At 73.4% G+C, this 25,383-nt stretch carries 23 protein-coding genes; 14 read left to right on the top strand and 9 right to left on the bottom strand.

All coding sequences use genetic code 11. The features are described 5' to 3' along the window. Window positions 1-243 precede the first annotated feature (243 nt). Window positions 244-1,899: an FAD-binding dehydrogenase gene (locus SL103_RS10985; RefSeq protein ID WP_069568680.1), complete on the bottom strand. Its 1,656-nt coding sequence runs from the start codon at window positions 1,897-1,899 to the stop codon at window positions 244-246. A 213-nt stretch (window positions 1,900-2,112) separates the two neighbouring features. On the opposite strand from SL103_RS10985, the gene SL103_RS10980 reads away from it, so the two are divergent. The 7 genes from SL103_RS10980 (at window position 2,113) to SL103_RS10950 (ending at window position 8,056) form a co-directional block, all read left to right on the top strand. Next, window positions 2,113-3,006: a DMT family transporter gene (locus SL103_RS10980; RefSeq protein ID WP_069568679.1), complete on the top strand. Its 894-nt coding sequence runs from the start codon at window positions 2,113-2,115 to the stop codon at window positions 3,004-3,006. A 147-nt stretch (window positions 3,007-3,153) separates the two neighbouring features. Continuing rightward, window positions 3,154-3,687, top strand: coding sequence for an NUDIX hydrolase (locus tag SL103_RS10975; RefSeq protein ID WP_069568678.1), 534 nt, complete (start codon window positions 3,154-3,156; stop codon window positions 3,685-3,687). A gap of 43 nt (window positions 3,688-3,730) precedes the next feature. Further along, window positions 3,731-4,141: a YidH family protein gene (locus tag SL103_RS10970; protein WP_069568677.1), complete on the top strand. Its 411-nt coding sequence runs from the start codon at window positions 3,731-3,733 to the stop codon at window positions 4,139-4,141. Window positions 4,142-4,144: 3 nt separating this feature from the next. Further along, complete coding sequence (locus SL103_RS10965; protein ID WP_069568676.1) at window positions 4,145-4,507, top strand: DUF202 domain-containing protein; 363 nt, start codon at window positions 4,145-4,147, stop codon at window positions 4,505-4,507. Between the two features lie 154 nt (window positions 4,508-4,661). Further along, window positions 4,662-5,591, top strand: a complete 930-nt coding sequence (locus SL103_RS10960; RefSeq protein WP_069568675.1) for an MBL fold metallo-hydrolase — start codon at window positions 4,662-4,664, stop codon at window positions 5,589-5,591. A 192-nt stretch (window positions 5,592-5,783) separates the two neighbouring features. Beyond that, entirely contained in the window at window positions 5,784-6,836 is a 1,053-nt protein-coding gene (locus SL103_RS10955) for a phosphotransferase family protein (RefSeq protein ID WP_069568674.1), read from the top strand. A 5-nt stretch (window positions 6,837-6,841) separates the two neighbouring features. Continuing rightward, window positions 6,842-8,056, top strand: a complete 1,215-nt coding sequence (locus SL103_RS10950; protein WP_069568673.1) for an acyl-CoA dehydrogenase family protein — start codon at window positions 6,842-6,844, stop codon at window positions 8,054-8,056. A gap of 67 nt (window positions 8,057-8,123) precedes the next feature. Here the strand turns inward: SL103_RS10950 and SL103_RS10945 are convergent, their stop codons facing one another. The 3 genes from SL103_RS10945 to SL103_RS10935 all read right to left on the bottom strand — a co-directional run bounded on the left by SL103_RS10945 (window position 8,124) and on the right by SL103_RS10935 (window position 11,294). Further along, window positions 8,124-8,729 (bottom strand): TetR/AcrR family transcriptional regulator, encoded by a 606-nt coding sequence (locus SL103_RS10945; protein WP_069568672.1) that lies wholly within the window; start codon window positions 8,727-8,729, stop codon window positions 8,124-8,126. Between the two features lie 26 nt (window positions 8,730-8,755). Continuing rightward, window positions 8,756-10,417 carry a class I adenylate-forming enzyme family protein gene (locus SL103_RS10940; RefSeq protein ID WP_069568671.1) on the bottom strand — a complete coding sequence of 554 codons (1,662 nt, stop codon included), beginning with the start codon at window positions 10,415-10,417 and terminating at the stop codon, window positions 8,756-8,758. Window positions 10,418-10,523: 106 nt separating this feature from the next. Continuing rightward, window positions 10,524-11,294 (bottom strand): SDR family oxidoreductase, encoded by a 771-nt coding sequence (locus SL103_RS10935; RefSeq protein WP_069568670.1) that lies wholly within the window; start codon window positions 11,292-11,294, stop codon window positions 10,524-10,526. Between the two features lie 173 nt (window positions 11,295-11,467). On the opposite strand from SL103_RS10935, the gene SL103_RS10930 reads away from it, so the two are divergent. The 4 genes from SL103_RS10930 (at window position 11,468) to SL103_RS10915 (ending at window position 16,511) form a co-directional block, all read left to right on the top strand. Further along, a complete protein-coding gene (locus SL103_RS10930; RefSeq protein ID WP_069568669.1) occupies window positions 11,468-12,757 on the top strand; it encodes an exo-beta-N-acetylmuramidase NamZ family protein in 1,290 nt (429 codons plus the stop codon). Between the two features lie 248 nt (window positions 12,758-13,005). Further along, the gene (locus SL103_RS10925; protein ID WP_069568668.1) at window positions 13,006-14,160 is read left to right on the top strand and encodes an acyltransferase family protein; all 1,155 of its coding nucleotides are present in this window, start codon (window positions 13,006-13,008) and stop codon (window positions 14,158-14,160) included. Continuing rightward, entirely contained in the window at window positions 14,157-15,233 is a 1,077-nt protein-coding gene (locus tag SL103_RS10920) for a class I SAM-dependent methyltransferase (RefSeq protein WP_069568667.1), read from the top strand. Before SL103_RS10925 ends, SL103_RS10920 begins: the two co-directional genes overlap by 4 nt. Before the next feature lie 72 nt (window positions 15,234-15,305). Further along, complete coding sequence (locus SL103_RS10915; protein WP_069568666.1) at window positions 15,306-16,511, top strand: glycosyltransferase; 1,206 nt, start codon at window positions 15,306-15,308, stop codon at window positions 16,509-16,511. Here SL103_RS10915 and SL103_RS10910 read toward each other — a convergent pair. The 3 genes from SL103_RS10910 to SL103_RS10900 form a co-directional block, all read right to left on the bottom strand. Beyond that, window positions 16,421-17,665 carry a tyrosine-type recombinase/integrase gene (locus SL103_RS10910; RefSeq protein WP_069568665.1) on the bottom strand — a complete coding sequence of 415 codons (1,245 nt, stop codon included), beginning with the start codon at window positions 17,663-17,665 and terminating at the stop codon, window positions 16,421-16,423. The genes SL103_RS10915 and SL103_RS10910 overlap by 91 nt on opposite strands. An 81-nt stretch (window positions 17,666-17,746) precedes the next feature. After that, window positions 17,747-18,769: a LysR family transcriptional regulator gene (locus tag SL103_RS10905; RefSeq protein WP_069568664.1), complete on the bottom strand. Its 1,023-nt coding sequence runs from the start codon at window positions 18,767-18,769 to the stop codon at window positions 17,747-17,749. A 108-nt stretch (window positions 18,770-18,877) separates the two neighbouring features. Next, on the bottom strand, window positions 18,878-21,697 hold the full coding sequence (locus SL103_RS10900; protein WP_069568663.1) for a penicillin acylase family protein: 2,820 nt from the start codon (window positions 21,695-21,697) through the stop codon (window positions 18,878-18,880). 252 nt (window positions 21,698-21,949) lie between these two features. On the opposite strand from SL103_RS10900, the gene SL103_RS10895 reads away from it, so the two are divergent. Together SL103_RS10895 and SL103_RS10890 are read left to right on the top strand one after the other, a co-directional pair. Then, complete coding sequence (locus tag SL103_RS10895; protein WP_069568662.1) at window positions 21,950-22,555, top strand: hypothetical protein; 606 nt, start codon at window positions 21,950-21,952, stop codon at window positions 22,553-22,555. A gap of 68 nt (window positions 22,556-22,623) precedes the next feature. After that, entirely contained in the window at window positions 22,624-23,388 is a 765-nt protein-coding gene (locus tag SL103_RS10890) for a 3-keto-5-aminohexanoate cleavage protein (RefSeq protein WP_069568661.1), read from the top strand. Between the two features lie 25 nt (window positions 23,389-23,413). Here the strand turns inward: SL103_RS10890 and SL103_RS10885 are convergent, their stop codons facing one another. Together SL103_RS10885 and SL103_RS10880 are read right to left on the bottom strand one after the other, a co-directional pair. After that, on the bottom strand, window positions 23,414-23,848 hold the full coding sequence (locus tag SL103_RS10885) for a DUF2267 domain-containing protein (RefSeq protein WP_069568660.1): 435 nt from the start codon (window positions 23,846-23,848) through the stop codon (window positions 23,414-23,416). A 221-nt stretch (window positions 23,849-24,069) separates the two neighbouring features. Next, a complete protein-coding gene (locus tag SL103_RS10880; protein WP_069573609.1) occupies window positions 24,070-24,504 on the bottom strand; it encodes an Hsp20/alpha crystallin family protein in 435 nt (144 codons plus the stop codon). Between the two features lie 181 nt (window positions 24,505-24,685). Between SL103_RS10880 and SL103_RS10875 the strand changes: the two genes are divergently transcribed. Next, window positions 24,686-25,363, top strand: a complete 678-nt coding sequence (locus SL103_RS10875; RefSeq protein ID WP_069568659.1) for a type III effector protein — start codon at window positions 24,686-24,688, stop codon at window positions 25,361-25,363. The last annotated feature ends 20 nt before the right edge of the window (window positions 25,364-25,383 follow it).

Below are 25,383 nucleotides of genomic sequence, written 5' to 3'. Positions count from 1 at the left end.
GGGTGCGGCCGGTCTGCGGGCGCCTGTGCAGAGGGTGACGGACTGGTTCCGCACCAGTCATCGCGGACAGCAAAGCGCTCCGCAGAGCTCCGCGTCAAGGCGGGAAGAGGAATGGCCGGATCCGCCAACCTCCTTTCCGCTCCGCGGAATTGGGCCGCGCTCCGGCGAGACCCGCGGCGGGTCCGCCGGCCCGCCGCCGGGCCGCGCCGCGGGCAGGCCCGGCGGCGGCCCGGCGCCCCGTCCTCAGTCCACCGCGCGTGCCGCCGCCCGGCCCGCGGTGCGCCCGGAGAAGAGGCAGCCGCCGAGGAAGGTGCCCTCCAGCGAGCGGTAGCCGTGCACCCCGCCGCCGCCGAATCCGGCCGCCTCGCCCGCGGCGTAGACGCCCGGCAGCGGCGCGCCGCCCTCGGTCAGCACCCGGGAGCCGAGGTCGGTCTCCAGGCCGCCGAGGGTCTTGCGGGTGAGGATGTGGAGCCGTACGGCGATCAGCGGGCCGGCCTTCGGGTCGAGCAGCCGGTGCGGGGCCGCGGTGCGGATCAGCCGGTCGCCGAGGTACTTGCGGGTCCCGCGCACGGCGGTCACCTGGAGGTCCTTGGTGAAGGGATTGGCGATCTCACGGTCCCGGGCGACGATCTCGTCGCGCAGCGCGGCCTCGTCGATCAGGGGCTTCCCGGTCAGTTCGTTCATCCGCCGTACGAGTGCGGGCAGCGAGCGCTCGACGACGAAGTCCGCGCCGTGGTCCATGAACGCCTGCACCGGCCCGGGGGCGCCGGCCCTGGCCCGGCCGAGCACGTCGCGGACGCTCTTGCCGGTCAGGTCGGGGTTCTGCTCGGATCCGGAGAGCGTGAACTCCTTCTCGATGATCTTTTGGGTGAGCACGAACCAGGTGTGGTCGTGGCCGGTCCGCATGATGTGTTCGAGGGTGCCGAGGGTGTCGAAGCCGGGGAAGAGCGGCACCGGCAGCCGCTTGCCGCGGGCGTCCAGCCACAGCGGGGAGGGCCCCGACAGGATGCGGATGCCGTGCATCGGCCATATGGGGTTCCAGTTGTCGATGCCCTCGGTGTAGTGCCACATCCGGTCGCGGTTGACGATCCGGCCGCCGGCGGCCTCGGCGATGCCCAGCATCTTGCCGTCGACGTGCGCCGGCACGCCCGACAGCATCCGCTCGGGGGGCGTGCCGAGCCGCTCGGGCCAGTTGGCGCGCACCAGGTCGTGGTTGCCGCCGATACCGCCCGAGGTGACGATCACGGCCTGCGCGCGCAGCTCGAACGCGCCGGTCACCTCGCGGCTGCTGGGCCTGCCGCGCTCGGCGTCCGAGGGCTGCAGGATTTCGCCGCTGACGGTGTCCACGCTGCCCGCGCTGCGGGAGAGCCCGGTGACCCGGTGACGGAAGCGCAGGTCCACCAGGCCGCGGGCGGCGCCGGCCCGTACCCGGCGCTCGAACGGTGCGACCAGGCCGGGGCCGGTGCCCCAGGTGATGTGGAAGCGCGGCACGGAGTTGCCGTGCCCGGTCGCCCCGTAGCCGCCGCGCTCGGCCCAGCCGACGACCGGGAAGAACCGGACGCCCTGCCGGTGCAGCCAGGAGCGCTTCTCCCCGGCCGCGAAGTCGACGTACGCCTCGGCCCAGCTGCGCGGCCAGCGGTCCTCGGGGCGGTCGAAGCCGGCCGTGCCCAGCCAGTCCTGCCAGGCCAGCGCGTGGCTGTCGCGGATCCGCAGCCGGCGCTGCTCGGGCGAGTCGACCAGGAAGAGGCCGCCGAAGGACCAGTGCGCCTGCCCGCCGAGGGACTGCTCGGGCTCCTGGTCGAGCAGGATCACCTTGCGTCCGGCGTCCACCAGCTCGGCGGTGGCCGCCAGGCCCGCGAGCCCCGCTCCGATCACGATCACATCAGCGTCGTACGCCATCTTCCGCTTCTCCTCACCGGGGCCCGGCGGCGCGCGCCGGCCGCCGTGGTGAACGATCCTCAGCGCGCCAGCCTGCCGCGTCAACCGTTTGATTACCGCGCAGTACGCGGGGGCGCGCGGGAGAATGGCAGTGACCGCGGCCACCCCACATCCCCGCCCGGATGGCTATCCTCTGCCGCATCCCCCGCCCACGCGCGATACGAGGTGTGCGACGTGACGGTGATACTGCTCGCCCTTGGCGCCGCCTGCTGTCTGGGACTCGGCTTCGTCCTCCAGCAGGCCGCCGCCCAGCAGGCCCCGATGAAGGACTACCTGTCCCTGCGGCTGCTGCTCGACCTGGTGCGGATGCCGCAGTGGGTGGCCGGCATCGGACTGATGGTGGTGGGCATGGCGCTCGGCGCGGTGGCGCTGGGCATGGGCGACATCACTCTGGTGGAGCCACTGCTGGCCACCAATCTGCTGTTCGCGATGGCGCTGTCCCGGCGGCTGACCCGGCAGCGGCTCGGCCGCACCGGGTGGGGCGGGCTGTGGCTCCTGGCCGGCGGGGTCACGGCCTTCATCGTGGCCGGCCGCCCCCAGGGCGGCTCCCGCAGCGCCGACCACCTGTGGCAGTGGCTGATCATGGGGCTGGTGCTGGGCAGCGCCCTGACCCTGGCGGCCGTCGCCAAGCGCGAGCGGGTGCACGTGAGCCTGGAGGCCGCGCTGCTGGGCGTGGCGGCCGGTCTGATCTACGGGCTGCAGGACGCGCTGACCCGGATCAGCGGTGAGCACTTCGCCGCGGGCAGCTGGTCGGCGCTGCTGACCAGCTGGCAGCCGTACGCCATCGTCGTGCTCGGGGTGCTGGCGCTGGTGCTGGTGCAGAGCGCCTTCGAGTCGGCGCCGCTGCGGCTGTCGCTGCCCGCGCTGACCGCGGCCCAGCCGCTGGCCGGAATCCTGTGCGGGGTGGGCTTCCTCGGCGACCGGCTGCAGGTGACGGCCGGAGCGCTGGCGTGGGAGGTGGCCGGGATCGTGGCCGTGGTCGCGGGCATCGTGCTGATCGGCACCCACCCGGCGATGCCGCCGGGGGCCGGCCGGACCGAGGACGTACGGGAGCTCCAGCCGCACTGACCCGGGCCGGCCCCGGTGGGTGCTTCCCGCTCGTGCCGGGCCCCCCGTTCGGCCCCGCGCGCGCTCCGCCGTCCGGGCGTATGCGGCGGGCCGGTGTGCGCCGGACCCGGCGGGTGCCACCGGGGCCGCCGGTGGTTGCATGTCCCCATGACCGATCAGCAACCGCTCAACGCGGACGAGATCCTCGACGTCGTCGACGAGAACGATCAGGTCGTCGGGCAGGCCCCGCGCGGCGAGACCTACGCCCGCAGGATGCGCACCCGCTGCGCGTTCATCCTCGTCCGGGACGCCGAGGACCGGATCTTCGTGCACCGCCGCACCCCCAACAAGCTGGTCTTCCCCTCGCACTACGACATGTTCGTCGGCGGGGTGGTCGGCGCCGGCGAGAGCTACGACCGGGCGGCGCTGCGCGAGGCCGAGGAGGAGCTGGGCGTGCAGGGGCTGGCGCAGCCCGAGCCGCTGTTCAAGTTCCTCTACGAGACGGCCGAGCACACCTGGTGGTCCGCGGTGTACCAGGTGCGCTGCACGCTGCCGGTGGCCCCGCAGGAGGCGGAGATCGACTGGCACGCGTTCCTGCCCGAGGAGGAGCTGATCCGGCGGCTGGACGAGTGGCCGTGGACACCGGACGGGACGGCCGCCTACCGGGAGCTGCTGGCCCGGCGGGAGGCGGGCGAGTTCTGAGGCGGGCGGGCCCGGCACGGGGCCGGCGGATAGGGTTTCGGCCATGATCCTCACCGACGGACTGCGGTCGGCCGTCGCGGCCGTACGGCTGTGGTTCTCGCCCGCGCGGATCCGCGAGGAGGGCGCCACCCCCGACTACCGCTTCTCGCTCGCCAACGAGCGCACCTTCCTGGCCTGGCTGCGCACCGGGCTGGCGCTGGTCGGCGGCGGGTTCGCGGTGGACCAGTTCCTGCCCCGGCTGCACCCGGGGGTGCGGCTGGCCTTCACGCTCGTGCTGCTGGTGGGCGGGGCGCTGTGCGCGCTGCGGGCGGTCAACCACTGGGTGCGCTGCGAACGGGCGATGCGGCGCGGCGAGGACCTGCCGGTGTCCCGCTTCCCCACGGCGCTGGCGCTGGCCGTCGGGGTGCTGGCGGTGGCCGTGGTGGTGCTGGTGCTGCTGGGCTGGACCGGCTGACCGATGGCGGGCGGCGCGCGACCGACCGCGGGAGGACCCCGTCCGGCGTCCGACCGGGACCCGGGTCTGCAGCCGGAGCGGACCAGGCTGGCCTGGCGGCGTACCACGCTGTCCGCGACGGTGGTGGCGGCGCTGGCCGGCCGGCAGCTGCTGCGGAGCGGGCCGGCGGGCCCCTGGGAGGTGGCGCTGGCGGTGCTGACGGGGGCGCTGTGGCTGGCGTTCCTGGCGTTGGCGCACCGCCGGATGCGGGCCATGGCCGGCGGCCGCCCGCCGGGCCTGCCGCCGCGCACCGCGCTGCTGCTGGTCGGCTGCACGCTCGCGCTGACGCTGTGCGGCGCGCTGATCGTGGCACGCCCGGGGCACTGAGCGCGGCGCGTACCGGACGCCCGGTGGCGGGCCCGGCGCCGGCCGCGGCGCCCGGCGGCGGTACCGTGACGCGACCCCCGTGACGAGGGGCAACGACCAAGGACCGGCCCCTCGGCGGGCCGTGACGCGCCATCACCGAAGGGGACCACACCGCATGGGCGACCCGACCGCACCGGCCGTGGACGAGCCGTATCTGACCGAACTCGCCGCCGGTGTCCACGCGTTCATCCAGCCGGACGGCGGCTGGTGCCTGAACAACGCCGGTTTCGTCACCGACGGCGACGCCACCCTCGTGGTGGACACCGCCGCCACCGAGCGCCGGGCGCGGCTGCTGCGCCGCCGGATCGCGGAGAGCGGCGCGCCCGTACCCCGTACGGTGGTCAACACCCACCACCACGGCGACCACACCTACGGCAACGGCGTCTTCGCGCCGGAGGCCACGGTCGTCGGGCACACCGCCTGCCGGCGCGAGGTGCTGGACGCCGGGCACCAGCTGCACGCGGTGTGGCCCGAGGTGGCGTACGGCGACATCCGGCTGACCCCGCCGACCGTCACCTACGACCGCGAACTGACGCTGCACGTCGGGGACATCGAGGTGCGGCTGATCCACCCGGGTGTGGCCCACACGACCGGGGACACCGTGGTGTGGCTGCCCGAGCAGCGCGTGGTGTTCACCGGTGACCTGGTCTTCCACGGCGGGACGCCGTTCGTCTTCATGGGGTCGCTGTCGGGGTCGCTGCGGGCGCTGCGGCTGCTGCGTTCGCTGGACGCGACGACCGTCGTCCCGGGGCACGGACCGGTGGCCGGCCCGGAGGTGTACGACGGCGTCGAGCGCTATCTGGAGTTCGTCGGCCGGCTGGCGCAGGACGGCCGGGCGGCCGGCCGGACGCCGCTGGAGGTGGCCAGGGAGGCGGATCTCGGCCCGTTCGCGGAGCTGGCCGAGAGCGAGCGGCTGGTGGCGAACCTGCACCGGGCGTACGTGGAGCTGGACGGCGGGGAGCCGGGCGCGCCGCTCGACCCGCTGGTGGGCTTCGCCGACATGACGGCGATGAACGGCGGGGTGCCGATGGCCTGCCACGCGTAGGACGTGTCCGCGGGGTACCGTCCGGCGCGCGCCGGACGGTACCCCGCGCGGGAACGCGGCGGAAAACCGCCGTCCGGGCAGCCGCGTGACCGAGACCCCACGCACCGGCACTGGACTCCATACCGACTAGTCGGCATGATCGGGGCAGCGACCGACCACGACGGACCGTCCACCCCCGTACGGAGGAGCACGATGAGCAAGGGCACCCCTCCCCCTCAGGCGCCGGACCGGGAGGATCCCCCCGGCCTCGACCTGATCCGATTGCGTGCGCACCTGGACCGCGAGCGGCCGGGGCTGGCCGGCGGCCCGCTGCGCGCGCAGCTGATCGAGGGCGGGCGCTCCAACCTCACCTACCGGGTCACCGACGGCACCGGCTCCTGGGTCGTCCGCCGTCCGCCGCTCGGCCACGTACTGGCCACCGCGCACGACATGCGGCGCGAGCACCGGGTGATCAGCGCGCTGCACCGCACCCCGGTGCCGGTGCCCGAGGCGCTGCTGCTGTGCGAGGACGAGTCGGTGACCGGCGCGCCCTTCTACGTGATGGAGCTGGTCGAGGGCACCCCGTACCGCACGGCCGGGCAGCTGGCCACGCTCGGCCCGGAGCGCACCCGCGCCGTGGTCCTCTCCCTGGTCGACACACTGGTGGAGCTGCACGCCGTGGACCCCGAGGCGGTCGGGCTCGGCGACTTCGGCCGCCCGGACGGCTTCCTGGAGCGCCAGCTGCGGCGCTGGGGCAAGCAGCTGGCCGCGTCGAAGAACCGCGAACTGGCGGGCATCGACGAGCTGCACGAGACGCTGGGCCGGGCGCTGCCCGCCTCCCCCGCGCCCACCGTCGTGCACGGCGACTACCGCCTGGACAACGTCCTGGTCGGCGCGGACGACACCATCGAGGCCGTACTGGACTGGGAGATGTCCACGCTCGGCGACCCGCTGACCGACCTCGGGCTGCTGGTGATGTACAGCTCCGACCTGGGCCTGCCCGAGTCCCCGGTCAGCACCACCAGTGGTGCCCCCGGCCACCCGTCCCCCGGCGAGCTGATCGAGCGCTACGCCGCCCGCTCGGGCCGCGACACCTCGTCGATCGCCTGGTACACCGCCTTCGCCTGGTTCAAGCTCGCCGTGATCCTGGAGGGCATCCACTACCGCTTCACGCTCGGCCAGACCGTCGGCGCCGGGTTCGACCGGATCGGCGAACTCGTCCCCGTCTTCATCGACCACGGACTGACCACCCTCAAGGAAGGCTGAGGCTCATGGACTTCGCATTCGACGCCCGTACGCAGGAGCTCCGCGAGCGGCTCCTGACCTTCATGGACGAGCACGTGTACCCGGCCGAGGAGACCGCCCGTGAGCAGCGGGCCGCCCTCGCCTCGCCCTGGGACACCCCGGCGATCGTCGAGGAGCTGAAGGCCGCGGCCCGCAAGCAGGGGCTGTGGAACCTCTTCCTCCCGGACCCGGAGCACGGTGCCGGCCTGACCAACCTCCAGTACGCGCCGCTGGCCGAGATCACCGGCCGCAGCCCGCAGTTGGCGCCCACCGCGCTGAACTGCGCGGCGCCGGACACCGGCAACATGGAGGTGCTGGCGCAGTTCGGCGACGAGGCGCAGCAGAAGCAGTGGCTGGCGCCGCTGCTGGCCGGTGAGATCCGGTCGGCGTTCGCGATGACCGAGCCGGAGGTGGCCTCGTCGGACGCCACCAACATCGAGACGCGCCTCACGCGGGACGGCGACGAGTACGTCATCAACGGCCGCAAGTGGTACATCTCCGGGGCGATGAACCCGCAGTGCCGGATCTTCATCGTGATGGGCAAGACCGACCCGGACGGCGCGGACATCCGCCGCCAGCAGTCGATGATCCTGGTGCCGCGCGACACCCCCGGCCTGGAGGTGCGGCGGGCCATGCAGGTCTACGGCTACGAGGACCACTGGCACGGCGGCCACGCCGAGGTGGTCTTCCACGACGTGCGGGTGCCGGCGAGCAATCTGATCGGCGAGGAGGGCGGCGGCTTCGGCATCGCCCAGGCCCGGCTCGGCCCCGGCCGGATCCACCACTGCATGCGGCTGATCGGCATGGCCGAGCGGGCGATCGAGCTGATGTGCCGCCGGGCGGTGGACCGCACCGCGTTCGGCAAGCCGCTGGCCGGGCAGGGCGTGGTGCAGGGGTGGATCGCGGACGCCCGGGTGGCGGTGGAGCAGCTGCGGCTGCTGGTGCTGAAGACGGCCTGGCTGATGGACACCGTCGGCAACAAGGGCGCGCACACCGAGATCCAGGCCATCAAGATCGCCACCCCGCGCACGGTCGTGGACATCCTCGACAAGGCGGTGCAGCTGCACGGCGCGGGCGGGGTGAGCCAGGACTTCCCGCTGGCGGAGCTGTGGGCGGGCGCGCGCACCCTGCGGCTGGCCGACGGCCCGGACGAGGTGCACCAGCGGTCGCTGGCGCGGCGTGAGCTGAAGCAGTACCGGTAGCCGAACAGCGGCGAGCCCCGCGGCCGGCCGGCGGTCGCGGGGCTCGTGCGCCTGGAGGACGGCGGCGTTACGGGCGCAGGGCCCGCAGCAGCAGGTCGGCCAGGTGGTCGGCGACCTGCTGGGGGCTGAGCGGGCCGTCCTCGCGGTACCACGTGCCGAGGTGGTGCACCGAGCCGAAGTGGTAGTCCACGACGAGGTCGGCGGGCACGTCGTCGGCGAACACGCCGGTGCGCTGGCCCTCCTCGATCAGCGCCCGGAAACGCTCGTGGTAGCGCCGCCGCTCGGCGCGCACCTGCTTGTCCTTCTCCGGGCCGAGGTGGTGCATCGAGCGGAAGAAGATCTTGGTGTCGTCGAGGTTGTCGATGGTGGTGACGACGACGTCGGCGGCGGCGTCCCGCAGCCGCTGCTCCACGGGCGCGTCGGAGTCCGCGAAGTGGTCCAGGCGCTCCTGCTGGAGGCGCAGGACCCGTCCGTAGACCTCGTGCAGCAGATCGTCCTTGGAGCCGAAGTAGTGGTAGAGGGCGCCCTTGGTGACCCCCGCGGCATCGACGATCTCCTGGACGGAGGTGCGGTCGTAGCCCTGCTCCGCGAAGAGTCTGGTGGCGGTGGCCAGCAGCCGCTGGGCCACCGGCTTCGCGCCGCCGTTGCCGTTGCCGTCCTTCGTGCCGGCCATCGCCCTCACCTGTCCTTCGTCGTACCTCATGCGCGGTGGCGCAGCTCCCGTCGGAGGATCTTGCCACTCGTGGTCTTGGGGAGCTCTGCCAGGATCTCCACCTCACGGGGATATTTGTACGCCGCGAGCCGTTCCTTGCAGTACGCGGCCAGCTCGGCGGGTTGCGGCGCGGCGCCGGGGCGCAGGCTGACGTACGCCTTGACGGTCTCGCCACGGTAGGCGTCGGGCACCCCGACGACCGCCGCCTCACGCACCGCCGGGTGGCTGTACAGCACGTCCTCGACCTCGCGCGGCCACACCTTGAAGCCGGCGGCGTTGATCATGTCCTTCTTGCGGTCGACGACGTAGAGCCAGCCGTCGGCGTCCATGAAACCGATGTCGCCGGTGCGCAGTTCGCCGTCCGGCACGGCCTCGGCCGTGGCGTCGGGGCGGCGCCAGTAGCCGGGGACGACCTGCGGGCCGCGCACCGCGATCTCGCCCGGTTCGCCGAACGGCAGGTCCCGGCCGTCCTCGCCGATGATGCGGACGACGGTGTCGGGGCCGGGCACGCCGACCGCGAGCGTCCCGGAGACCTTGTCGACCGGCGCCTGTTTGCCGGGCGGGACGCTGGCGCAGGGGGCGGTGCACTCGGTCAGGCCGTAGCCGTTGTGGAGGTACGGGCCGAGGTCGGCGCGGAACTTCTCGACCAGCGCGGGCGGCAGCGGCGCGCCGCCGGAGGACAGCGTCTCGAAGGACGCGAAGTGGTCGCGGGTGACGCCGGGGTGGGCCATCAGCGCCATGTAGGCGGTGGAGGGGCCGACGGTGTAGGCGGGCCGGTGCTCCAGGAAGGCGTCCAGGACGACGCCGGCCTCGAAGCGGTAGGCGAGCGCGAGGGTGCCCGCGTTGGCGACGCAGGCGGCCAGTTCGCAGACCATGCCGGTGATGTGGAAGAGCGGGGCGAGCGCGAAGTAGGTGGCGCCCTCGGACAGGCCGAGGCCGGTGCGCTGGCGCTCGGCGTTGTAGGCGATGTTGCCGTGGGTGTTGGTGGCGCCCTTGGGGGTGCCGCTGGTGCCGGAGGTGTAGCTGATCAGGGCGATGTCGTCGGCGGTGAGTCCGGGATCGGTGGGCGCCGCGCGGAGCCGCCCGGCCTCGCGGGCCACCGCGAGCAGGTCGTCGGCGCCCTCCTGCGGGCCGAGCGGCTCACCGCGCAGCACCCGGGCGTCGTCGCGGGTCTGCAGCTCCCGCTCGCAGGTGGTGAGCGCGAGCCGTACGGACGGCGCCTCCGCGGCGGTGGCGCGCAGGAAGCCGTCCCAGGTGCGGTCGGCGCAGATGACGGCGGTGACCTCGGCGTCGTCCAGGATGTGCCGCATCTCGGCCGACTTGTACATGGGGTTGACGGGGACGACCACCCCGCCGGCCTTCCAGACGCCGAGCAGGGCCAGCACGAAGTGCGGGGTGTTCTGCAGCATGACCGCGGCCCGGTCGCCGCGGCGGAACCCGCGTGCGGCGAGGTGGGCGGCGACACCGTCGGAGAGCGCGTCGGCCTCGGCGTAGGACAGCCGGCCGTCGAAGTAGGCGAGCGCCGTGCGGTCGGGAACGGCCCGGACCGCCGCGCGGAAGGCGTGCAGCGTCGAGGGGGGCGGCTGGACGGGGGCGCGCTGGGCTTCGGTGAGCTGCGCCAGCCACGGCTTGTCCTGGTAGGAGGTCATCGGGTGCGGCCCTTTCTTCCTGATCGCCGGATCATCCCTGCCGGGGAACACCTGAGGTGCGGTGGGGTGGCGTCCCGGCCCGGCCGGGGCGCCACCCCACAGCGTCCTAGGCGCGCCCCTCGGCCTGCTCCAGCTTGCGCTGGAGATGGTTCATCCCGCCGAGCCAGCGGTCGGGCTCGGCGGCCCGCGCGGTGTAGTAGTCCGCGACCTCGGGGTGCGGCAGCACCAGGAAGCGGCCCTCGGCCATGGCCGTGAAGAGCGCCTCGGCGACGTCCTCGGGCTCGACGGCGGTGGGGGTCAGCACGAGGTCCCCGGCGGTCCCGGTGGCGGCCAGCATGTCGGTGCGCACGCCCTGCGGGCAGATGGCGTGCACGTCGATGCCGCGGTGCCGGTAGGTCAGCGAGAGCCACTCGGCGAAGGCGTACGCGCCGTGCTTGGTGACGCTGTAGGGGGCCGCGGCGACCATGGTCAGCAGTCCGGCGGCGGAGACGGTGGAGATGAAGCGTCCGCTGCCGCGCGCCAGCCACTCCGGCACCAGTTCGCGCGCCGCCCGGACGTGGGCCATGACGTTGACGTCCCAGGCCAGCGCCCAGTCCTCGTCGGGCGCTTCGGGGCCGCCGCCGGTGCCGACCCCGGCGTTGGCGCAGAAGATGTCGACCGCGCCGCCGAGCGCCTCGCGGGCGAGCGGGACGACGGCCGAGGCGTCGCCGGGGACCGCGAGCGCCCCGATCTCCTCGGCGGTCTTGCGGGCCTTGGCCTCGTCCAGGTCGTTGACCACGACCCGGGCGCCCTCGGCGGCGAACCGGCGGGCCAGGGCGGCGCCGATCCCCCCGCCCGCCCCGGTCACGACGACGGCTTTGTCCCTGACGGCTTCCACTGCTGGGTCTCCCTCGGTCGCTCGGATCGGCCGAGGGCAGACTAACCAGTCGGTATGTCCCAGCGGAAGAGCCGGTTTCCGCCGCGGCACGGCATGTTCCCCGCCGCGCCGTGGCGCGTTAGCGTGCGCACGACACGTACCCGGTCGTTCCTGTGATCACGGAGGTGTGCGGAATGGCTCTGTCGAGACGCCTGCTGCTGGGGCATCTGGCCGCGACCGGAGCGGCCGGCGCGACCCTGACCGCGGCCGCGGCACCGGCCCGGGCGGCCGGCCCGGCGCCCGGCCACCGCCGACGGCGGGTGCACACCGGTTTCGATCGGCTGGCCGCCGACGGCTACCGCCTGCTGGCCGGCCGCCGGGTCGGCGTCGTCACCAACCCCACCGGCGTCACCCAGGACGTCGCGCACATCGTCGACGTCCTGCACGCCGACGACCGGGTGCGCCTGACCGCCGTCTTCGGCCCCGAGCACGGCTTCCGCGGCACCGCGCAGGCCGGCGGCTCCGAGGGCCGCTACGACGACCCGGCCACCGGGCTGCCGGTCTACGACACGTACAACAAGAGCGGCCGGGCCCTCGCCGACATCTTCACCGCCTCCGGCGTGGACACCGTCGTCTTCGACATCCAGGACGTCGGCGCGCGCTTCTACACCTACATCTGGACGCTCTACGACTGCATGGTGGCGGCCGTCCTCGCGGGCAAGCGCTTCGTGGTCCTCGACCGCCCCAACCCGATCACCGGCCGCGCCGCGACCGGCCCCGTGCTGGACAAGGCGTACGCCTCCTTCGTCGGCCGGGAGCCGATCGCGCAGGCGCACGGCATGACGGTGGCCGAGCTGGCGCTGCTGTTCAACGGCGAGTTCGTGCCGAAGGCGGCGGGACGCCCGGTCGAGCTGGAGACCGTCCTGATGTCCGGCTGGCGGCGCGGCGACTTCCACGACGCGACCGGGCTGCCCTGGGTGCCCCCGAGCCCCAACATGCCCACCCCGGACACCGCCCTGGTCTACCCGGGCACCTGCCTCTTCGAGGGCACCAACCTGTCCGAGGGGCGCGGCACCACCCGCCCCTTCGAGCTGCTGGGCGCCGACGGCGTCGACCACCGCTGGGCCGCCGCCGCCAACGAACTCGCCCTGCCCGGCGTGCACTTCAGGGAGGCGTACTTCGCCCCCACCTTCTCCAAGTTCCAGGGGAGGACCATCGGCGGCGTCCAGCTCCACGTCCACGACCGGGAGGCGTTCGACCCGGTGCGCACCGGCATCGCGCTGCTGGTGACCGCGAAGCGGGTCTGGAGCGGTTTCGCCTGGCGGCCGGACAACGGCATCGACCGGCTCACCGGCTCCGCCACGGTCCGCACGATGATCGACGCGGGCGCGGGCACCGAGGAGATCGTCGCCGCCTGGCAGCCGGCCCTGACCGCGTTCCGCGCCGTGCGGGCCACGTACCTGCGCTATCCGCACGCCTCCTGACACCTCGTGACGCGCCGGCCGAGGCCCTCCTCGGGCCGGCTGGGCCGTACGGGTGAAATAGGTCCGCCTCCCCTATGCCGGGGGTGTGCCGCGGTGGGTCAATCGAGCCATCCGCGCGAGGGGCCGCCCATTCCGTTGCACGGAGACCGATCAGTCGTGCACACCGGTCCAGGGCGGCCCCCTCGCACGTCATTCCGCAGGTGAGTGGCGGTCATCGGCCTGGGCTCCGCTTTCGCAGGAGGCCATGCATGCGTCAACTCCCCCGGTCGTCGTCCGGCCCCGGGCCCCGCCCCGCCAGACTGCCTTCGCTGACCGGTCTGCGGTTCGCCGCCGCGGGCGGGGTCGTCTTCACCCACTGCGCGCTGCTGACCGATCCACGGCTCGCCACGCGGCTCGGCCCGCAGGTGTGGGTGGGCGCGAGCGCGGTCTCGCTCTTCTTCGTCCTCAGCGGATACGTGCTGATGCACTCGGCGCGGCCGGACGACACCGCACGGGCCTTCTGGCGTCGGCGGGCCGCCAAGATCCTGCCCAACCACGCCCTCACCTGGTGCGTGGTCATGGTCGCGCTCGCCTGCGCCGGCACCGCGGCCGCGCACGCCCCCGGCGTGGTGGACCATCTCGCCGCCCTGCTCCTGGTGAACACCTGGGTGCCCGACCGCGGTTTCGTCTCCGCGGGAAACCCCGTCTCCTGGTCGCTGGCCGCGGAGATGTTCTTCTACCTGCTCTTCCCGGTGCTCCGGCCCTGGGTCGCGCGGCTGTCCCGCCGCGGGCTGCTGGCCGGCGCGGCCGGCGCCCTCGCGCTGGTCTGGGCGTGGCCGCTGCTGTGCCAGACGGTCGTCGCCCGCGACGGTTCGTTCTTCACCGGCTACTGGTTCGTGTACCTGCTGCCGCCGGCCCGCCTGCCGGAATTCGTCCTCGGCATGATGGCGGCCCGGATCCGGGCGACCGGGCTGCGGCTGCCGCGCCTCGCCGTCCTGCCCGCGGCACTGGGCGTGATCAGCACCGTGCTGGTCAACTCGGCCTTCCTGCCGTACGTCTACATGTACGCGGCCGCCACCGCGCTGCCGCTCGTCCTGCTGGTCCATGCGGTCGCCGAGCTGGACCTGCGCGGCCGGCCCTCGCTGCTGCGGACCCCGCCGCTGGTCCTCCTCGGGGAGCTCTCCTACGCCCTGTACCTGGTGCACTTCCTGGTGCTGGGCGTGGTGTGCGTGTGCCTGACCGCCCTCGGCTGGAGCCGGCCGGCGGCCGTACTCGTCGGGCTGCCCTGCGCGCTGGCGGCCTCCTGGCTGCTGTACACGGGCGTCGAGCGGCCGTGTGTGCGCCGCTTCTCGGCGTCCCGCCCGGCCCCCGGCGGACGACATCGCGTGCCCAGGAGAGCCACCGCCGGGCGGAGTTCGTCATGAGCGGGCGGACGGGCCGGGGTGGCCGGCGTGCCCGGGTCGCCGCCCTGCGGCCGCGCTACCAGGACGAACTGAGGGACGGCACCGGGCGGTTCTTCGAGGCGCGGCGCACCACCTGCCCCTGGTGCGGCTCCGCCCGCCTCCGGCGCCGGCTGCGCACCACCGACCACCTCCAGGGCAAGCCCGGGCACTTCGTGCTCGACGCGTGCCACGACTGCGGGCACGTGTTCCAGAACCCCCGGCTCGGCGACGACGGCCTGGAGTTCTACTACCGCGACTGCTACGACGGCCTGGGCCGGTCGACGATGACGCGGACGGCCGGCTCGCCGCTCGCCGTCCGGCTCTACCGGTCGCGCGCCCGGGCGCTGCTGCCGTTCGGCCGCCCGACCCGCTGGCTGGACGTGGGCACCGGCCACGGCCACTTCTGCGCCGAGGCCCGCAAGATCCACCCGGGGACCGCGTTCCACGGGCTCGACCTGGGCGAGGGCGTCGAGAGCGGTGCGCGCAGCGGCCGCATCGAGCGGGCCTACCGTTGCCCCTTTCCGGACCTCGCCGCCCGGCTGACCGTCCGCTACGACGTGGTGAGCATGCACCACTACCTGGAACACACCGCGGCGCCCCGGCGGGAACTGGCCGCCGCGCACCGGGTCCTGCGTCCCGGCGGCCACCTGCTGATCGAGGTGCCCGACCCGCAGTCCGCCGCGGCCCGGCTGCTCGGCCGGTGGTGGGGCCCGTGGCTCCAGCCCCAGCACCTCCACCTCGTCCCGCTGGACAACCTCCGTACCGCGCTGACCGAGCAGGGCTTCACCGTCGTGTCCGCCGGCCGGCGCGAGCCGCACGTCCCCACCGATCTGACGTCCGCGGCGCTGAACCTGCTCAAGGCCGTGCTGCCGCCCCCGGACCTGCCGTGGCTGCCGGCCTCCCCGGGCCCGGTGCGGCGCGCGGTCCGCGCGCTGGCCCTGGCGGCCGCCACGCCGGTGCTCCTGGCGCTGTTCGGGCTCGACCTGCTGCTGGCCCCGCTCGCCCGGCGCACCCGGCTGTCCAACGCCTACCGGGTGATCGCCCGGCGGAACTGACCCGGCGGCCGCACCCCCGCGGACCGCGGCACCCGTTCACCACCTCACCCAGGAAGGCGGGGCATCCCGGCCATGCGCATCATCGTCGCCACCGCGGGTTCGCGCGGGGACGTGGCTCCCTACACCGGCCTCGGCGCCCGGCTGCACGCCGCCGGGCACACGGTCGTGGTGGCCGCGGACGCCCGCTCGGCCGGACTGGTCCGGGACGGCGGGCTCACCTTCCGTCCCCTGCCGCTGGACCGCCTCGCCGCCGAGGGCCGCACCGGCGCCGGCCTCTCCCCGGCCGGACAGCTGCGGCTGGCCCGGGAGTGGGCGCCCCGGGCGGCCGACGCGCTGGCGGACGTCTGCGCGGCGGACGCCGACGTCCTGCTGCTGTCCGGCAGCCTGGCCCCCCTGGGGCTGGTGGCCGCCGAGGGCCTGCGGCTGCCCGCCCTCGGCGTCTTCCTGCAACCCCTCGCGCCCACCCGGGAGTTCCCGCCGGTCCTCGTCGGCGCACGGTCCTGGGGGCCGTACGGCAACCGGGCCGCGGCACGGGGCGCGCAGGCGCTGCTGGCGGTGGCCTTCGCCCCGGGGGTGCGCCACCTCCGGCGCCGGCTGGGTGTGACCGGGGCCGCGCTCGGGCGGCGGCGCGCGGACTGGCCGGTGCTGCACGGGTTCAGTCCGACGGTGGTGCCCCGGCCGCCGGACTGGCGGCCCGGGCTGGCGGTGACCGGCTACTGGTGGCCGGCGGAGCCCGCCGGGTGGACGCCGCCGGGCCGGCTGACGGACTTTCTGCGGGCCGGCCCACCACCGGTGTTCGTGGGCTTCGGCAGCATGGCGGCCACCGACCCGGAACGCCTCGGGGACCTGGTGGGCCGGGCGCTGCGGCTGGCCCGGGTGCGAGGGGTGGTACAGACGGGGTGGGCGGGGCTGTCGGTGGCGGGCGACGACGTGCTGACCGTGGGCGAGGTCCCGCACTCCTGGCTGTTCCCGCGGACGGCGGCCGTGGTGCACCACGCGGGGGCCGGCACCACCGCGGCCGGGCTGCGCGCCGGGGTGCCGGCGGTACCGGTCCCCATGATGCTGGACCAGTCCTTCTGGGCGTCCCGGCTGACCGCCCTGGGCGTCAGCCCCGCGCGGCTCCCCTTCCGCCACCTGTCGGCGGAGCGGCTCGCCGACGCCGTCCGCGCCGCCGTGCACGAGCCCCGCTACCGGCAGCGCGCCCGGCAACTCGCCGCGCTGGTCACCGCCGAGGACGGCGCGGGGCACGTGGTGCGGGCGGTGGAGCGGCTGGGCTGAGCCGCCGTCCCGAGGAACGGTCCGTCGAGTTCCTCGAAGATGCTGTCCATCACGCTCCGCAAACGCTCCGGCGCTTCCGGCATCAGATGGGCGTACATGCCGTAGGTGACCTTGGGGTCAGTGTGGCCCAGCCACTCGGCCACCTCATTGACGGCCACGCCCCTGGACAGGGCAGCGGAGGCGAAGAAGTGCCTGAGCCAGTGCTTTTTGACCGACCTACTGAGTTCCGCGGCCTTCACCGCGGCACCCCACACCTTGTCCATATAGGCCAGGGACATGATGTTGGTCCGGCTGATATTGGTGAAGAGGTAGTCACCGGTGATTCTGTTGCGCCCTTCCTCGATACGGAAGGTGCCGTGGCGCTTGATGTGCTCCTGGACCTTGCGCCCGACGGAGGAGCTGAGCGGAACCTCGCGCCCTTCGTCGTTTTCCCGCCACTTCAGGTGGCGGATGCGAAGGGCGCGACCCCTGCCACGCGTGTGCGCCCGCTGAGTACGGGTCCGGGGCTCCTCGTTCTCCCCGTCGGCCACGATCTGACGGTCGACGTAGAGCACTCCCTCCTCAAAGTCGAATTGTCCCGAGGTGACGGCCAGAGCCTCAGCGATGCGGAGACCGCACCCGCACATGAGCCATGCCAGCAGCTGAAGCTGCTCGGGCAGCTCAACCGCCAGCCGCCCGATCTCCTCCAACGTAGGGATTTGGATCTTCTTCTTGGACTTGCGCAGAGCCTTCGCCTGCTTCACCTTGACTCGGTGGCACGGGTTCCTGGCGATGTACTCGCGGTTCACCGCGTAGTTGAAGACGCTGCTCAAGATCCTGTAGCGAACTACCGTGGTGGAGTCCTCGTAACCCTGCTCTCGCATCCATGTGAGCCAGCCTTGAATATCAGCCGGATTCACGGAACCAAGATCCCGATCGCCGAAGTAAGGTTTGATGTTCTTGTTGAGGGACGCTTCGTAGTTCCGCTTGGAACCGGTCACAGTATCCCCCGCAGAAATGAACTCCTCAAAGACGCGGACGAGGGGAATCTTCGCCCCATCAGGTGTTATGTGGGCCCCGAGGTCATTACCCCGCTCGGCCTTGGCGGCAAATGTGTCTGCGGAAGCATTCTGGTTCCTCTCGGCTGCCTCGCAGTTCTGGAAGATGGATGCCATTTCTCCCCCTCACCGGGGCCACACCTTACATAGCGTGATGATCCTGGCACATCACCCACATGGGTCATTCAGGCCCGGCTCTCACGAGCTCAGCCACCACGGTCCGCTCTCCCGCGACAGCGCCTCCCACAGCAGGTTCAGCGGGTGGCCGGGCGGGGCGGACGCCCGTTCGCCGCGCCGGGTGAAGACCCCGACCAGCACCTCGGTCCGCGGGCCGACGTCCCCGACGATCCGCACCGTGCGCAGTCCGCCGGCCTCCGGGAGCCGGCCGTCCGCGGCGGCCTCCCCGATGCCCCGGGTGACCAGCATCGCGCCGCTCACCACCCCTGAGCGCAGCAGCTCGAAGCCGTAGTGCGCGGCCTCTATCTCGGCGGCCACGGACAGCTTCTGACGGTAGTCGGGGCCGTACCACGAGGTCAGGAAGCGGCTGATGAGGCCGCGGGTGGAGAGCACCAGGGGCAGCCGGGTGAGGTCCGCGGCCCGGAAGGACGTGCCGGGGAGCCGGTCCGGTGGCAGGTTCGTCAGCAGCGACAGGCCGCTGCGCCGCCATTCCATGACCTCGTACGGCGCCAGCAGCTCCGCTTCCCGGCCTTCGGTGACGACGACGCTGCCGCAGACCAGGTCGAGTTCCTTGGCGCGCAGTTTGGTGAAGAGGTCAGCGGTGCGGACGTGGGTGACCTTGAGGTCGACGTGGTCGCGGGCGTAGTCCTCGCTGACGCGTTCCACGGCGTCCAGCAGGAAGCCGAGCGTGTAGCGGGTGGAGCCGACCGACAGCGTCCGGCCGAGGCGGCGGCGGGCGTCGTGCACCCCGTCCGACCACGCGTCGAGGGTGCGCCGCGCCAGGCCGACCAGTGCCTCTCCGGTCGCGGTGAACAGGGCGTCCTGCCCCCGGCCCTGTTTGAGGACCAGTTCCTCCCCGCACAGTGCCGCGAAGGTGCGGTTCATGGTGTCCAACTGCTTCTGCACGCTGGACTGTTCGCGGCCCAGCAGGCGGGCGGCGCGCAGCGCGGTCCCCGCCTCGTGGACGACGATCAGCGTGCGCAGCTGGTCCATGGTGGTGTCGAGCAACTCTGTCGGGTATTGCTGCGGACCTGACAAGGTCATGCGCCCCTACTCGCCTCCCCGTCCCCGGAATTCAGGACGGTGCAGCATATCCCGCGGGGAGGGCGAAGGCCCCGGGGCGGCTCTCCCCGGGGCCTTCGCCGGTGCGCGTCAGCGGTGTGCCGGGAACTCCACGACCTGCTGGTAGGTCGGCCGGTTCTGCCAGCTGATGGTGTCGTGCGTCAGACCGCCCACCGCGCGGTGGATGATCGCGTCGGCGCACCACTGGTCGCCGGCCTTGCAGCTGGCGTCGCCCGGGTAGACCTGCTCGGCCGTCGCGGCGGCGGCCTGCCGGAGCGTGGTCAGCAGGGTGTCACGGCAGGCGGACAGGTCGCCGTCGCCGCAGTAGCGCTGCCCGAGCGGGCCGTTGACCTTGTCACCGAGGACGGAGCGCAGGTCCTTGTCGACGTAGCTCCACCAGCCGTACTGGAAGGCCGATCCGGCGTGTCCGCCGGTCGGTCCGTGGCCCGCGGACGGTGACTCGTCGACGGCGAGGTCCGCCTTCAGCGCGTCGTAGAGGTCGCCGCCGAGACCGGGCTTGAAGACGGCCTCGGCCAGCAGCGGCCACCAGGCGTCCATCAGGCGCACCGCGTCGGGGTGGGTGTAGGTGTGCGAGCCCGCGGCGGTCTCCCGGCGCTGGGCGCCGTCCTTGCGCCAGGCCGCCAGCTGCTGCACCGCGGTCTTCAGGGCGGGCTCGGTGACCGGCTTGCTGCCCACCACGCGCAGGAGTTCGGGCAGCACGTCCTCGCCGCGCAGGTCGGTGACCGCGGCCTCGGACATCGCCCGGGTCAGCGAGGCCCGGGTCACCCCGCCCTCCGCGGTCAGCGCGCGCACCCGGTCGTTCAGCAGATCGGCGCGGTGCACCGAACCGTTGCCGAAGCCGGCCGAGTCGTAGTCCTTGGCCTGCTTGTTGTTCCAGGAGACGTAGTAGTCCTGGTTGACGGACTGCGGGTGCTGGGCGGGTGGGGTGTAGTCGGTGGTGTTGGTGGCGGGGTCGTAGCCGCGCCACTCGTAGGCGTCGTCCGCGGTGACGGGCAGCGACGGGTCGACGTCGGGATTGCGGACCGGGTTGAGGCCGCTGTTGTAGTAGGCGATGTCGCGGGAGTCGGCGTAGAACCAGTTGAAGGCGTAGCCGATGTGCTGGGCGGCCTGCTGGAAGGTCGCGGCGTCGCGTACGTACGAGGGGTCGTTGAGCATCTGGAAGCCGATGATCGAGTCGGCCTCGTGGCGGTAGGTGGAGCGCTGCGCGGTGTAGGCGACGGGCTTGCCGCCGACGGTGGCGCGGTGGGTGACGGTCCCGTACTTGGTGCGGAAGACCTGCATCCGGTACGAGCCGGCCGCCGTCGGGTCGGCGACGGTGGGCTTCCAGGAGTTGGTGCGCTCCAGTTTCTCCATGGGGACGCAGGCGCCGCGGTAGCGGTAGGAGGTGGAGTCCTTGGTGGGCTTCGAGCCGTCCGCGTTGCACAGCTCGACGGCGTAGGTGTCGGTGATGTCCTGGCCTGCGGAGGTGGCGCTCCAGGCGTAGTCCTGGCCGCGGCCGAGCTGGACGTACATCCCGACGCCCGCGAAGGAGGCGCCGCGGGCGCTGATGCCGGGGCCCTGGATCTCCTGGAGCATCAGCAGCTGGGGCGCGAAGTAGCCGGTCTGCGGGCCGAAGACGGCGACGGGGTGGCCGCTCGCGGTGTGCTTGCCGGAGACCAGCAGGGCGTTGGACATCCCGCGGTGCTGGGTGGGGTTGAAGCTGCCCTTGGGCAGCACCCCGTCCTTGAAGAGGCCCTCCAGCTTCCGGTACTTCTTGGGCGCCCTGACGGGATCCTGCGGCGCCTTGTCGCCCTTGACGGTGGCCGCGCCGGTGCGGTCGTACACCAGTGGCTCGGCGGTGACCGAGCCGCGGTCCGGCAGTGCCACGCCCTTGGCCCTGGCCGGTTTGACGGCGTACGGGAAGCGCTGGCCGTCGTGCAGGGTCTTGGCGGCCTCGGGGTCGTTGCGCTCGCGGAAGGACTCCCAGACCTCGGTGCCCTTCTCGACGCCGTACTTCTGCTGGGCGGCGAGCAGGGACAGCGCGTTGGTGACCTCCCCGCCGCCGCCGTTGCCGAAGAGGCCGCCGACGACGGAGGCCAGCGCTATCAGGTCGGTGAGTTTGAAGGGCTCGATCTCACCGGCGTTGGTGATCGCGTCGACGTGCCCGGTGAGCACGTACTCGCCCGGGAAGTAGCGGCCGTTCTTGGACTGTTCGCGGTAGGCGTTGATCCCGTCGACGTACGCCTGGGCGTCGGCCATGGCCTGCTTGCCGCGCTCGCCGTTGTGGTCCCTGATGTAGTCGACCTGCTCCTGGAGGTCCTTCTCGGTGTACGGCGCCTGCGGCCAGAACTCCTGCTCCAGGCCCTGGTTGGCGGGTGCGCCGCCGGCGAAGGAGGTCAGCTCGCCGCGGCCGATGTGCCGGAAGAGGTCCATCAGCCACAGCCGGTCCTGGCCCGCGGCGTAGCCGGCGCCGTACTCGGTGCCGTAACGGGTGGTGCCCTTGATGTGCGGCACCCCGGTCTTCTTGTCGCGGGTGATGGTCACGTCGTCGCGGGGCGCGGTGACCTTGCCGACCTGGTCCTCGGGCACGCCGAAGGAAGCGTCGTTGAAGAACTTCGTCAGGGTGTCGTCGGTGAGCGACGGGTAGCCGGCGGCCAGCGCGCCGTACGGGGCGAGTTGGTCGGTGGAGTGCTCGGGGTGGGTGCCGAACAGCTTGTTGCCGAGGATCTCGACCAGGGTGGCGTTGCCGGTGGCACCGGGCGGCAGGATGTCGGCGCACTGGCCCTGGCAGTAGTCGTTGGCATCGTTCGGCGCGGCGGCCACGGTGGAGGGCGGGGCCAGCACCGTGGCTCCCAGGGCGAACAGGGCTGCCGCCGCGGCAGTCCTGAGCCGTCCGGTACGTCGTCGCATTCCTGCTCCTCGAAGGGGGCCCCTGCTCGGTGAGGGCGCGGGGGAGGGTGGGCGGGACGTTACCGGCGGTTATCCCCGGCCGGAAGATGAACAACAGTCATCTTTTCGCATTCCCCACAGAAGCCCGGCCGTTGACTCCGCGACATCGGGGCACACTCCTACCCGAACCACACGTAAGTTCGATGGATCCAGGTGGTGATCGGCTACGTCCCACCACCGTCCAGTCGGGTCCTCCCTCGGAGGTGGGATGGAATGGCCGGTTTCAGAGCCCTCGCAGAACAGGTTCGCAATCCACGGCTCGTCTCAACGCAGCGGCGCACCGCCCTGCGCAAGTGCCTTGAGCGCTTCGCCCCTTACGGGCACCGGGCGACCTGGCACCATCTGTGCACCCGGGCCGGTATCGCGACGTACGACCGCACCCCGGACCCGGAGCGGCTGGTCGCCGCGCTCGCCGAGCTGGAGGAGGCCCGCACCCTCTGGCTCGCCTACGAGGAGGAATTCGCCGCCCGGCGCCGCAAGGAGAAGCACGACGGCATCCGGCAGCCCAGCGCGCTCGACGACTGGCACCGCCGGACCTGGGGCGGCTGTGACATCGTGCCGTGCGCCTCGCCGCAGCGGCACCCGGCGGCCCGGCTCGCGGTGGTGCTGCACCGCGTGATCGCGGCGATGGAGTCGGGACGGCCGCGCGGCGACTGCCCGGTGTGCGGCTCCACCCGGTTCGCCTGGCCCCCCGAGACCGCGGAGGTCCCGGTGCCCGGGCCGGCCTGCGGGCAGTGCGGGGTGCTGGCGCCCGTCTCGGTCCTGACACCGGAGACGCTGCGGGGCGCCCACGGAGCGGGGGCGTTCGCCGCGGCCTGAGCCGCCCGCGGCCCCGCGGCCGGCGCATCGGCCGCCGCGTTGCCGTAGCCCTCCGGCATCATCGGACCATGCTGCAGGTATGCCTCAACGGCGGCCGGAACGCCGCCGATTCGGGTGCCGTGCCGATGTCGCCCGCCGCGCTCGCCGAGGCCGCGCGGCAGGCGGTGGCGGCCGGTGCGACGGACATCCGTGTCCACCCCAGGACGCCGTGCGGCCGGGACTCGCTCTCGCCGCGCGTGGTCGGCCCGGTGCTGACGGCGGTCCGGGCGGTGGTGGACGTCCCGGTGGGCGTGCCGACCGGCGTCCGGGCCGAGCCCGGCCCCGCGCGCCGGGTGGCGCGCATCGCCTCCTGGACGGTGCTGCCCTCCCCCGAGTTCTCGGCTCCGCTCGAACAGGGAGGTACCCCCATCGCCGCGGTGCACTGGCACGAGCCGGGCGCGGAGGCGGTGGCCGCGGCACTGCTGGAGCGCGGCATCGGCGTCGAGGCGGGCCTGTGGTCCGGCACCGACGGCCCGGAGCGGTTCGCCCGCTCGCCGCTCGCGCACCGGGTACTGCGGGTGCTGGCCGAGGTGACCGTCACCGACCCGGACACCGCGGCGGCCGCGGCGCGCGAGCTGCTGGCCGCGGTGACCGCGGGCGGCCACGGCCGCCCGGTGCTGCTGCACGGGGCGGACGGCGGCGCGTGGCCGGTGCTGCGGCCGGCCCGGGAGCGGGGCCTGGCCACCCGGATCAGCATCGAGGACACCCTGCTGCTCCCCGACGGCCGCCCGGCCACCGACAACGCCCAGCTGGTACGGGCGGCGACGGCCGGGCGGCGGTGGCGCGGGGTGTGACGCCGCGCCCGGGGGCCACCAGGGGTCAGGCGGCCTGGACGAGTTCGGCACGCCCGAACAACAGCGCGTACCCGGCGGGGAGTTGGCCGAGGATGCGGGTGAGGAGCTCGGGACCGGCGAGTTCGGCGACGACGGACAGTACGGAGCCGGTGTCCCAGCGGGTGGTCGCGGGTGTGCCGCCGGTGCGTTCGGCGAGGTCCTTCACGAAGCCCCAGCCGGTGAGCCGTTCGAGGGCCGGAGGCCGGGCGGTGAACTCCCGGGCCGCCTCGACAGGCAGGCGGGCCGCGAGGGCGACGCGTTCGTCGCCGGTGACCTGTCCGCCCAGTGCCGCCAGCACGGCGCGTACGGCCTCCTCGGCGCGTTCACGGGTGGGATAGGCCCCTTCGTACCGCACCCGTTCCAGCATCCGGAGGAACGTCATCGCCGGTGCGGGCCGGGTCGGTTCGGACTGGGTGACCATGGGTGCTGCGGTCGCCTTTCTCGTCGGAGGGGTGGGGGTCGGTCGCGCGGCCGGGAGCGGGAGAGCCGGCCGGCGCGCCCGGGAGGGCCGACGGCGCGGGCGTCGGCCACGGGGGCCGCGGCCGGGCGGGGGCCGCGGGTACGGCGGCGTGCGGAGGGCGGGGCCGAAGGGGGGACGGACAGGATTCCCCGCCCTCCGTCACGGAGGGCGCCCGGAGGCGCTCAGCCGCTGATCTCCTTGCGCGCCGCGCCGTCACCGATCGTGACCTTGCGCGGCTTGGCCCGCTCGGCGATCGGGATGCGCAGGGTCAGCACGCCCGCCTCGTAATCAGCCCTGATGTGTTCGGTGTCGAGCGTGTCGGCCAGCACGACCTGGCGGGAGAAGACGCCCAACGGCCGCTCGGACAGCTCCATCTGCACGTCGTCGCGCTTGGCGGCCGGCCGGCGTTCGGCCCGGACGGTCAGCATGTTCCGCTCGACGTCGATGTCGATCGCGTCCTTCGTGACTCCGGGCAGGTCGAGTGCGATCACGTACGCGTCGCCCTCGCGATAGGCGTCCATCGGCATGGGCGAAGGACGTGACCACGTGCCGGACGTACCCATGAGCTGCTGGGTGAGCCGGTCGAGCTCGCGGAACGGGTCGGTGCGCATCAACATCACGAACACCTCCAACGGTTCAGGCAGCAACTGCCAATGCGCTTCACCTGACTCCGTTGTAGCATGTCATCCAATCGATGACAAGTGCAGTCGTCATCAGAGTGATGACATCCTGTGCGTGTCACGGTCGCCCCCCCACGACGACCACCAGCGAACGACGCCCCCACGGGAGGAGACCACGATGACCACCGGCGAAACGCCTGGCCCGTCCGACGGAACGGGCCCCGGCCCGGCCCCCTTTCTCGCCGCGGCCTCGGCACTGCGGGACATCGAACGGGCGGTGCGCACCGCCCAGAAGGCCGACACGGGCCAGCCGCCGCCGGCCGGCAGTGGGCCGGAGCAGGCGCTGGCCTCCCTGCTGTTGCTGCGCGAGGTGCGCGAGCGGCTGGCCGGCTGGGAGCCGGGGCTGATCGAGGCGGCCCGCGCGGCGGGCGCCAGCTGGGCGGACCTCGCCGAGCCGCTCGGCGTCGCCAGCCGCCAGGCCGCCGAACGCCGCTACCTCCGACTGCGTCCCGGCGCCGACAACACCACGGGCGAGCAGCGCGTCAAGGCCACCCGCGACCGCCGTGCCGCCGACCGCAGCGTCACCGCGTGGGCCCGGCACAACGCCGCCGACCTGCGCGGGCTGGCCGGCCAGATCACCGCCCTGACCGACCTTCCGGACGCCGCCGAGGGCCCGGTCGGGCACCTCAGCCGGGCACTCGGCGACGACGACGCGGCCGGGCTGGTCGACCCGCTGACCGCGGCCCGGCCGCACCTGCGCGAGCGCCACCCCGATCTCGCCGGGCGGATCGACGACCTCGCACGCCACACCGACCGGCTCCGCCAGGACAGCGACGACCGGCGCCGCGGCGACTGAACCGGGCGCCCCGGCGGGCC

It is taken from the genome of Streptomyces lydicus, assembly GCF_001729485.1.
GTDB classification, from domain to species: domain Bacteria; phylum Actinomycetota; class Actinomycetes; order Streptomycetales; family Streptomycetaceae; genus Streptomyces; species Streptomyces lydicus_D.
This window is presented reverse-complemented; position numbering and strand designations above follow the sequence as displayed.

Bases quoted from the DNA above. Each gene is read 5' to 3' on its own strand.
- SL103_RS10985 (WP_069568680.1), bottom strand. From the start codon at position 1,899: ATGGCGTACGACGCTGATGTGATCGTGATCGGAGCGGGGCTCGCGGGC.
- SL103_RS10975 (WP_069568678.1), top strand. From the start codon at position 3,154: ATGACCGATCAGCAACCGCTCAACGCGGACGAGATCCTCGACGTCGTC.
- SL103_RS10970 (WP_069568677.1), top strand. From the start codon at position 3,731: ATGATCCTCACCGACGGACTGCGGTCGGCCGTCGCGGCCGTACGGCTG.
- SL103_RS10965 (WP_069568676.1), top strand. From the start codon at position 4,145: ATGGCGGGCGGCGCGCGACCGACCGCGGGAGGACCCCGTCCGGCGTCC.
- SL103_RS10960 (WP_069568675.1), top strand. From the start codon at position 4,662: ATGGGCGACCCGACCGCACCGGCCGTGGACGAGCCGTATCTGACCGAA.
- SL103_RS10955 (WP_069568674.1), top strand. From the start codon at position 5,784: ATGAGCAAGGGCACCCCTCCCCCTCAGGCGCCGGACCGGGAGGATCCC.
- SL103_RS10950 (WP_069568673.1), top strand. From the start codon at position 6,842: ATGGACTTCGCATTCGACGCCCGTACGCAGGAGCTCCGCGAGCGGCTC.
- SL103_RS10945 (WP_069568672.1), bottom strand. From the start codon at position 8,729: ATGGCCGGCACGAAGGACGGCAACGGCAACGGCGGCGCGAAGCCGGTG.
- SL103_RS10940 (WP_069568671.1), bottom strand. From the start codon at position 10,417: ATGACCTCCTACCAGGACAAGCCGTGGCTGGCGCAGCTCACCGAAGCC.
- SL103_RS10930 (WP_069568669.1), top strand. From the start codon at position 11,468: ATGGCTCTGTCGAGACGCCTGCTGCTGGGGCATCTGGCCGCGACCGGA.
- SL103_RS10925 (WP_069568668.1), top strand. From the start codon at position 13,006: ATGCGTCAACTCCCCCGGTCGTCGTCCGGCCCCGGGCCCCGCCCCGCC.
- SL103_RS10920 (WP_069568667.1), top strand. From the start codon at position 14,157: ATGAGCGGGCGGACGGGCCGGGGTGGCCGGCGTGCCCGGGTCGCCGCC.
- SL103_RS10915 (WP_069568666.1), top strand. From the start codon at position 15,306: ATGCGCATCATCGTCGCCACCGCGGGTTCGCGCGGGGACGTGGCTCCC.
- SL103_RS10910 (WP_069568665.1), bottom strand. From the start codon at position 17,665: ATGGCATCCATCTTCCAGAACTGCGAGGCAGCCGAGAGGAACCAGAAT.
- SL103_RS10905 (WP_069568664.1), bottom strand. From the start codon at position 18,769: ATGACCTTGTCAGGTCCGCAGCAATACCCGACAGAGTTGCTCGACACC.
- SL103_RS10900 (WP_069568663.1), bottom strand. From the start codon at position 21,697: ATGCGACGACGTACCGGACGGCTCAGGACTGCCGCGGCGGCAGCCCTG.
- SL103_RS10895 (WP_069568662.1), top strand. From the start codon at position 21,950: ATGGCCGGTTTCAGAGCCCTCGCAGAACAGGTTCGCAATCCACGGCTC.
- SL103_RS10890 (WP_069568661.1), top strand. From the start codon at position 22,624: ATGCTGCAGGTATGCCTCAACGGCGGCCGGAACGCCGCCGATTCGGGT.
- SL103_RS10885 (WP_069568660.1), bottom strand. From the start codon at position 23,848: ATGGTCACCCAGTCCGAACCGACCCGGCCCGCACCGGCGATGACGTTC.
- SL103_RS10880 (WP_069573609.1), bottom strand. From the start codon at position 24,504: ATGTTGATGCGCACCGACCCGTTCCGCGAGCTCGACCGGCTCACCCAG.
- SL103_RS10875 (WP_069568659.1), top strand. From the start codon at position 24,686: ATGACCACCGGCGAAACGCCTGGCCCGTCCGACGGAACGGGCCCCGGC.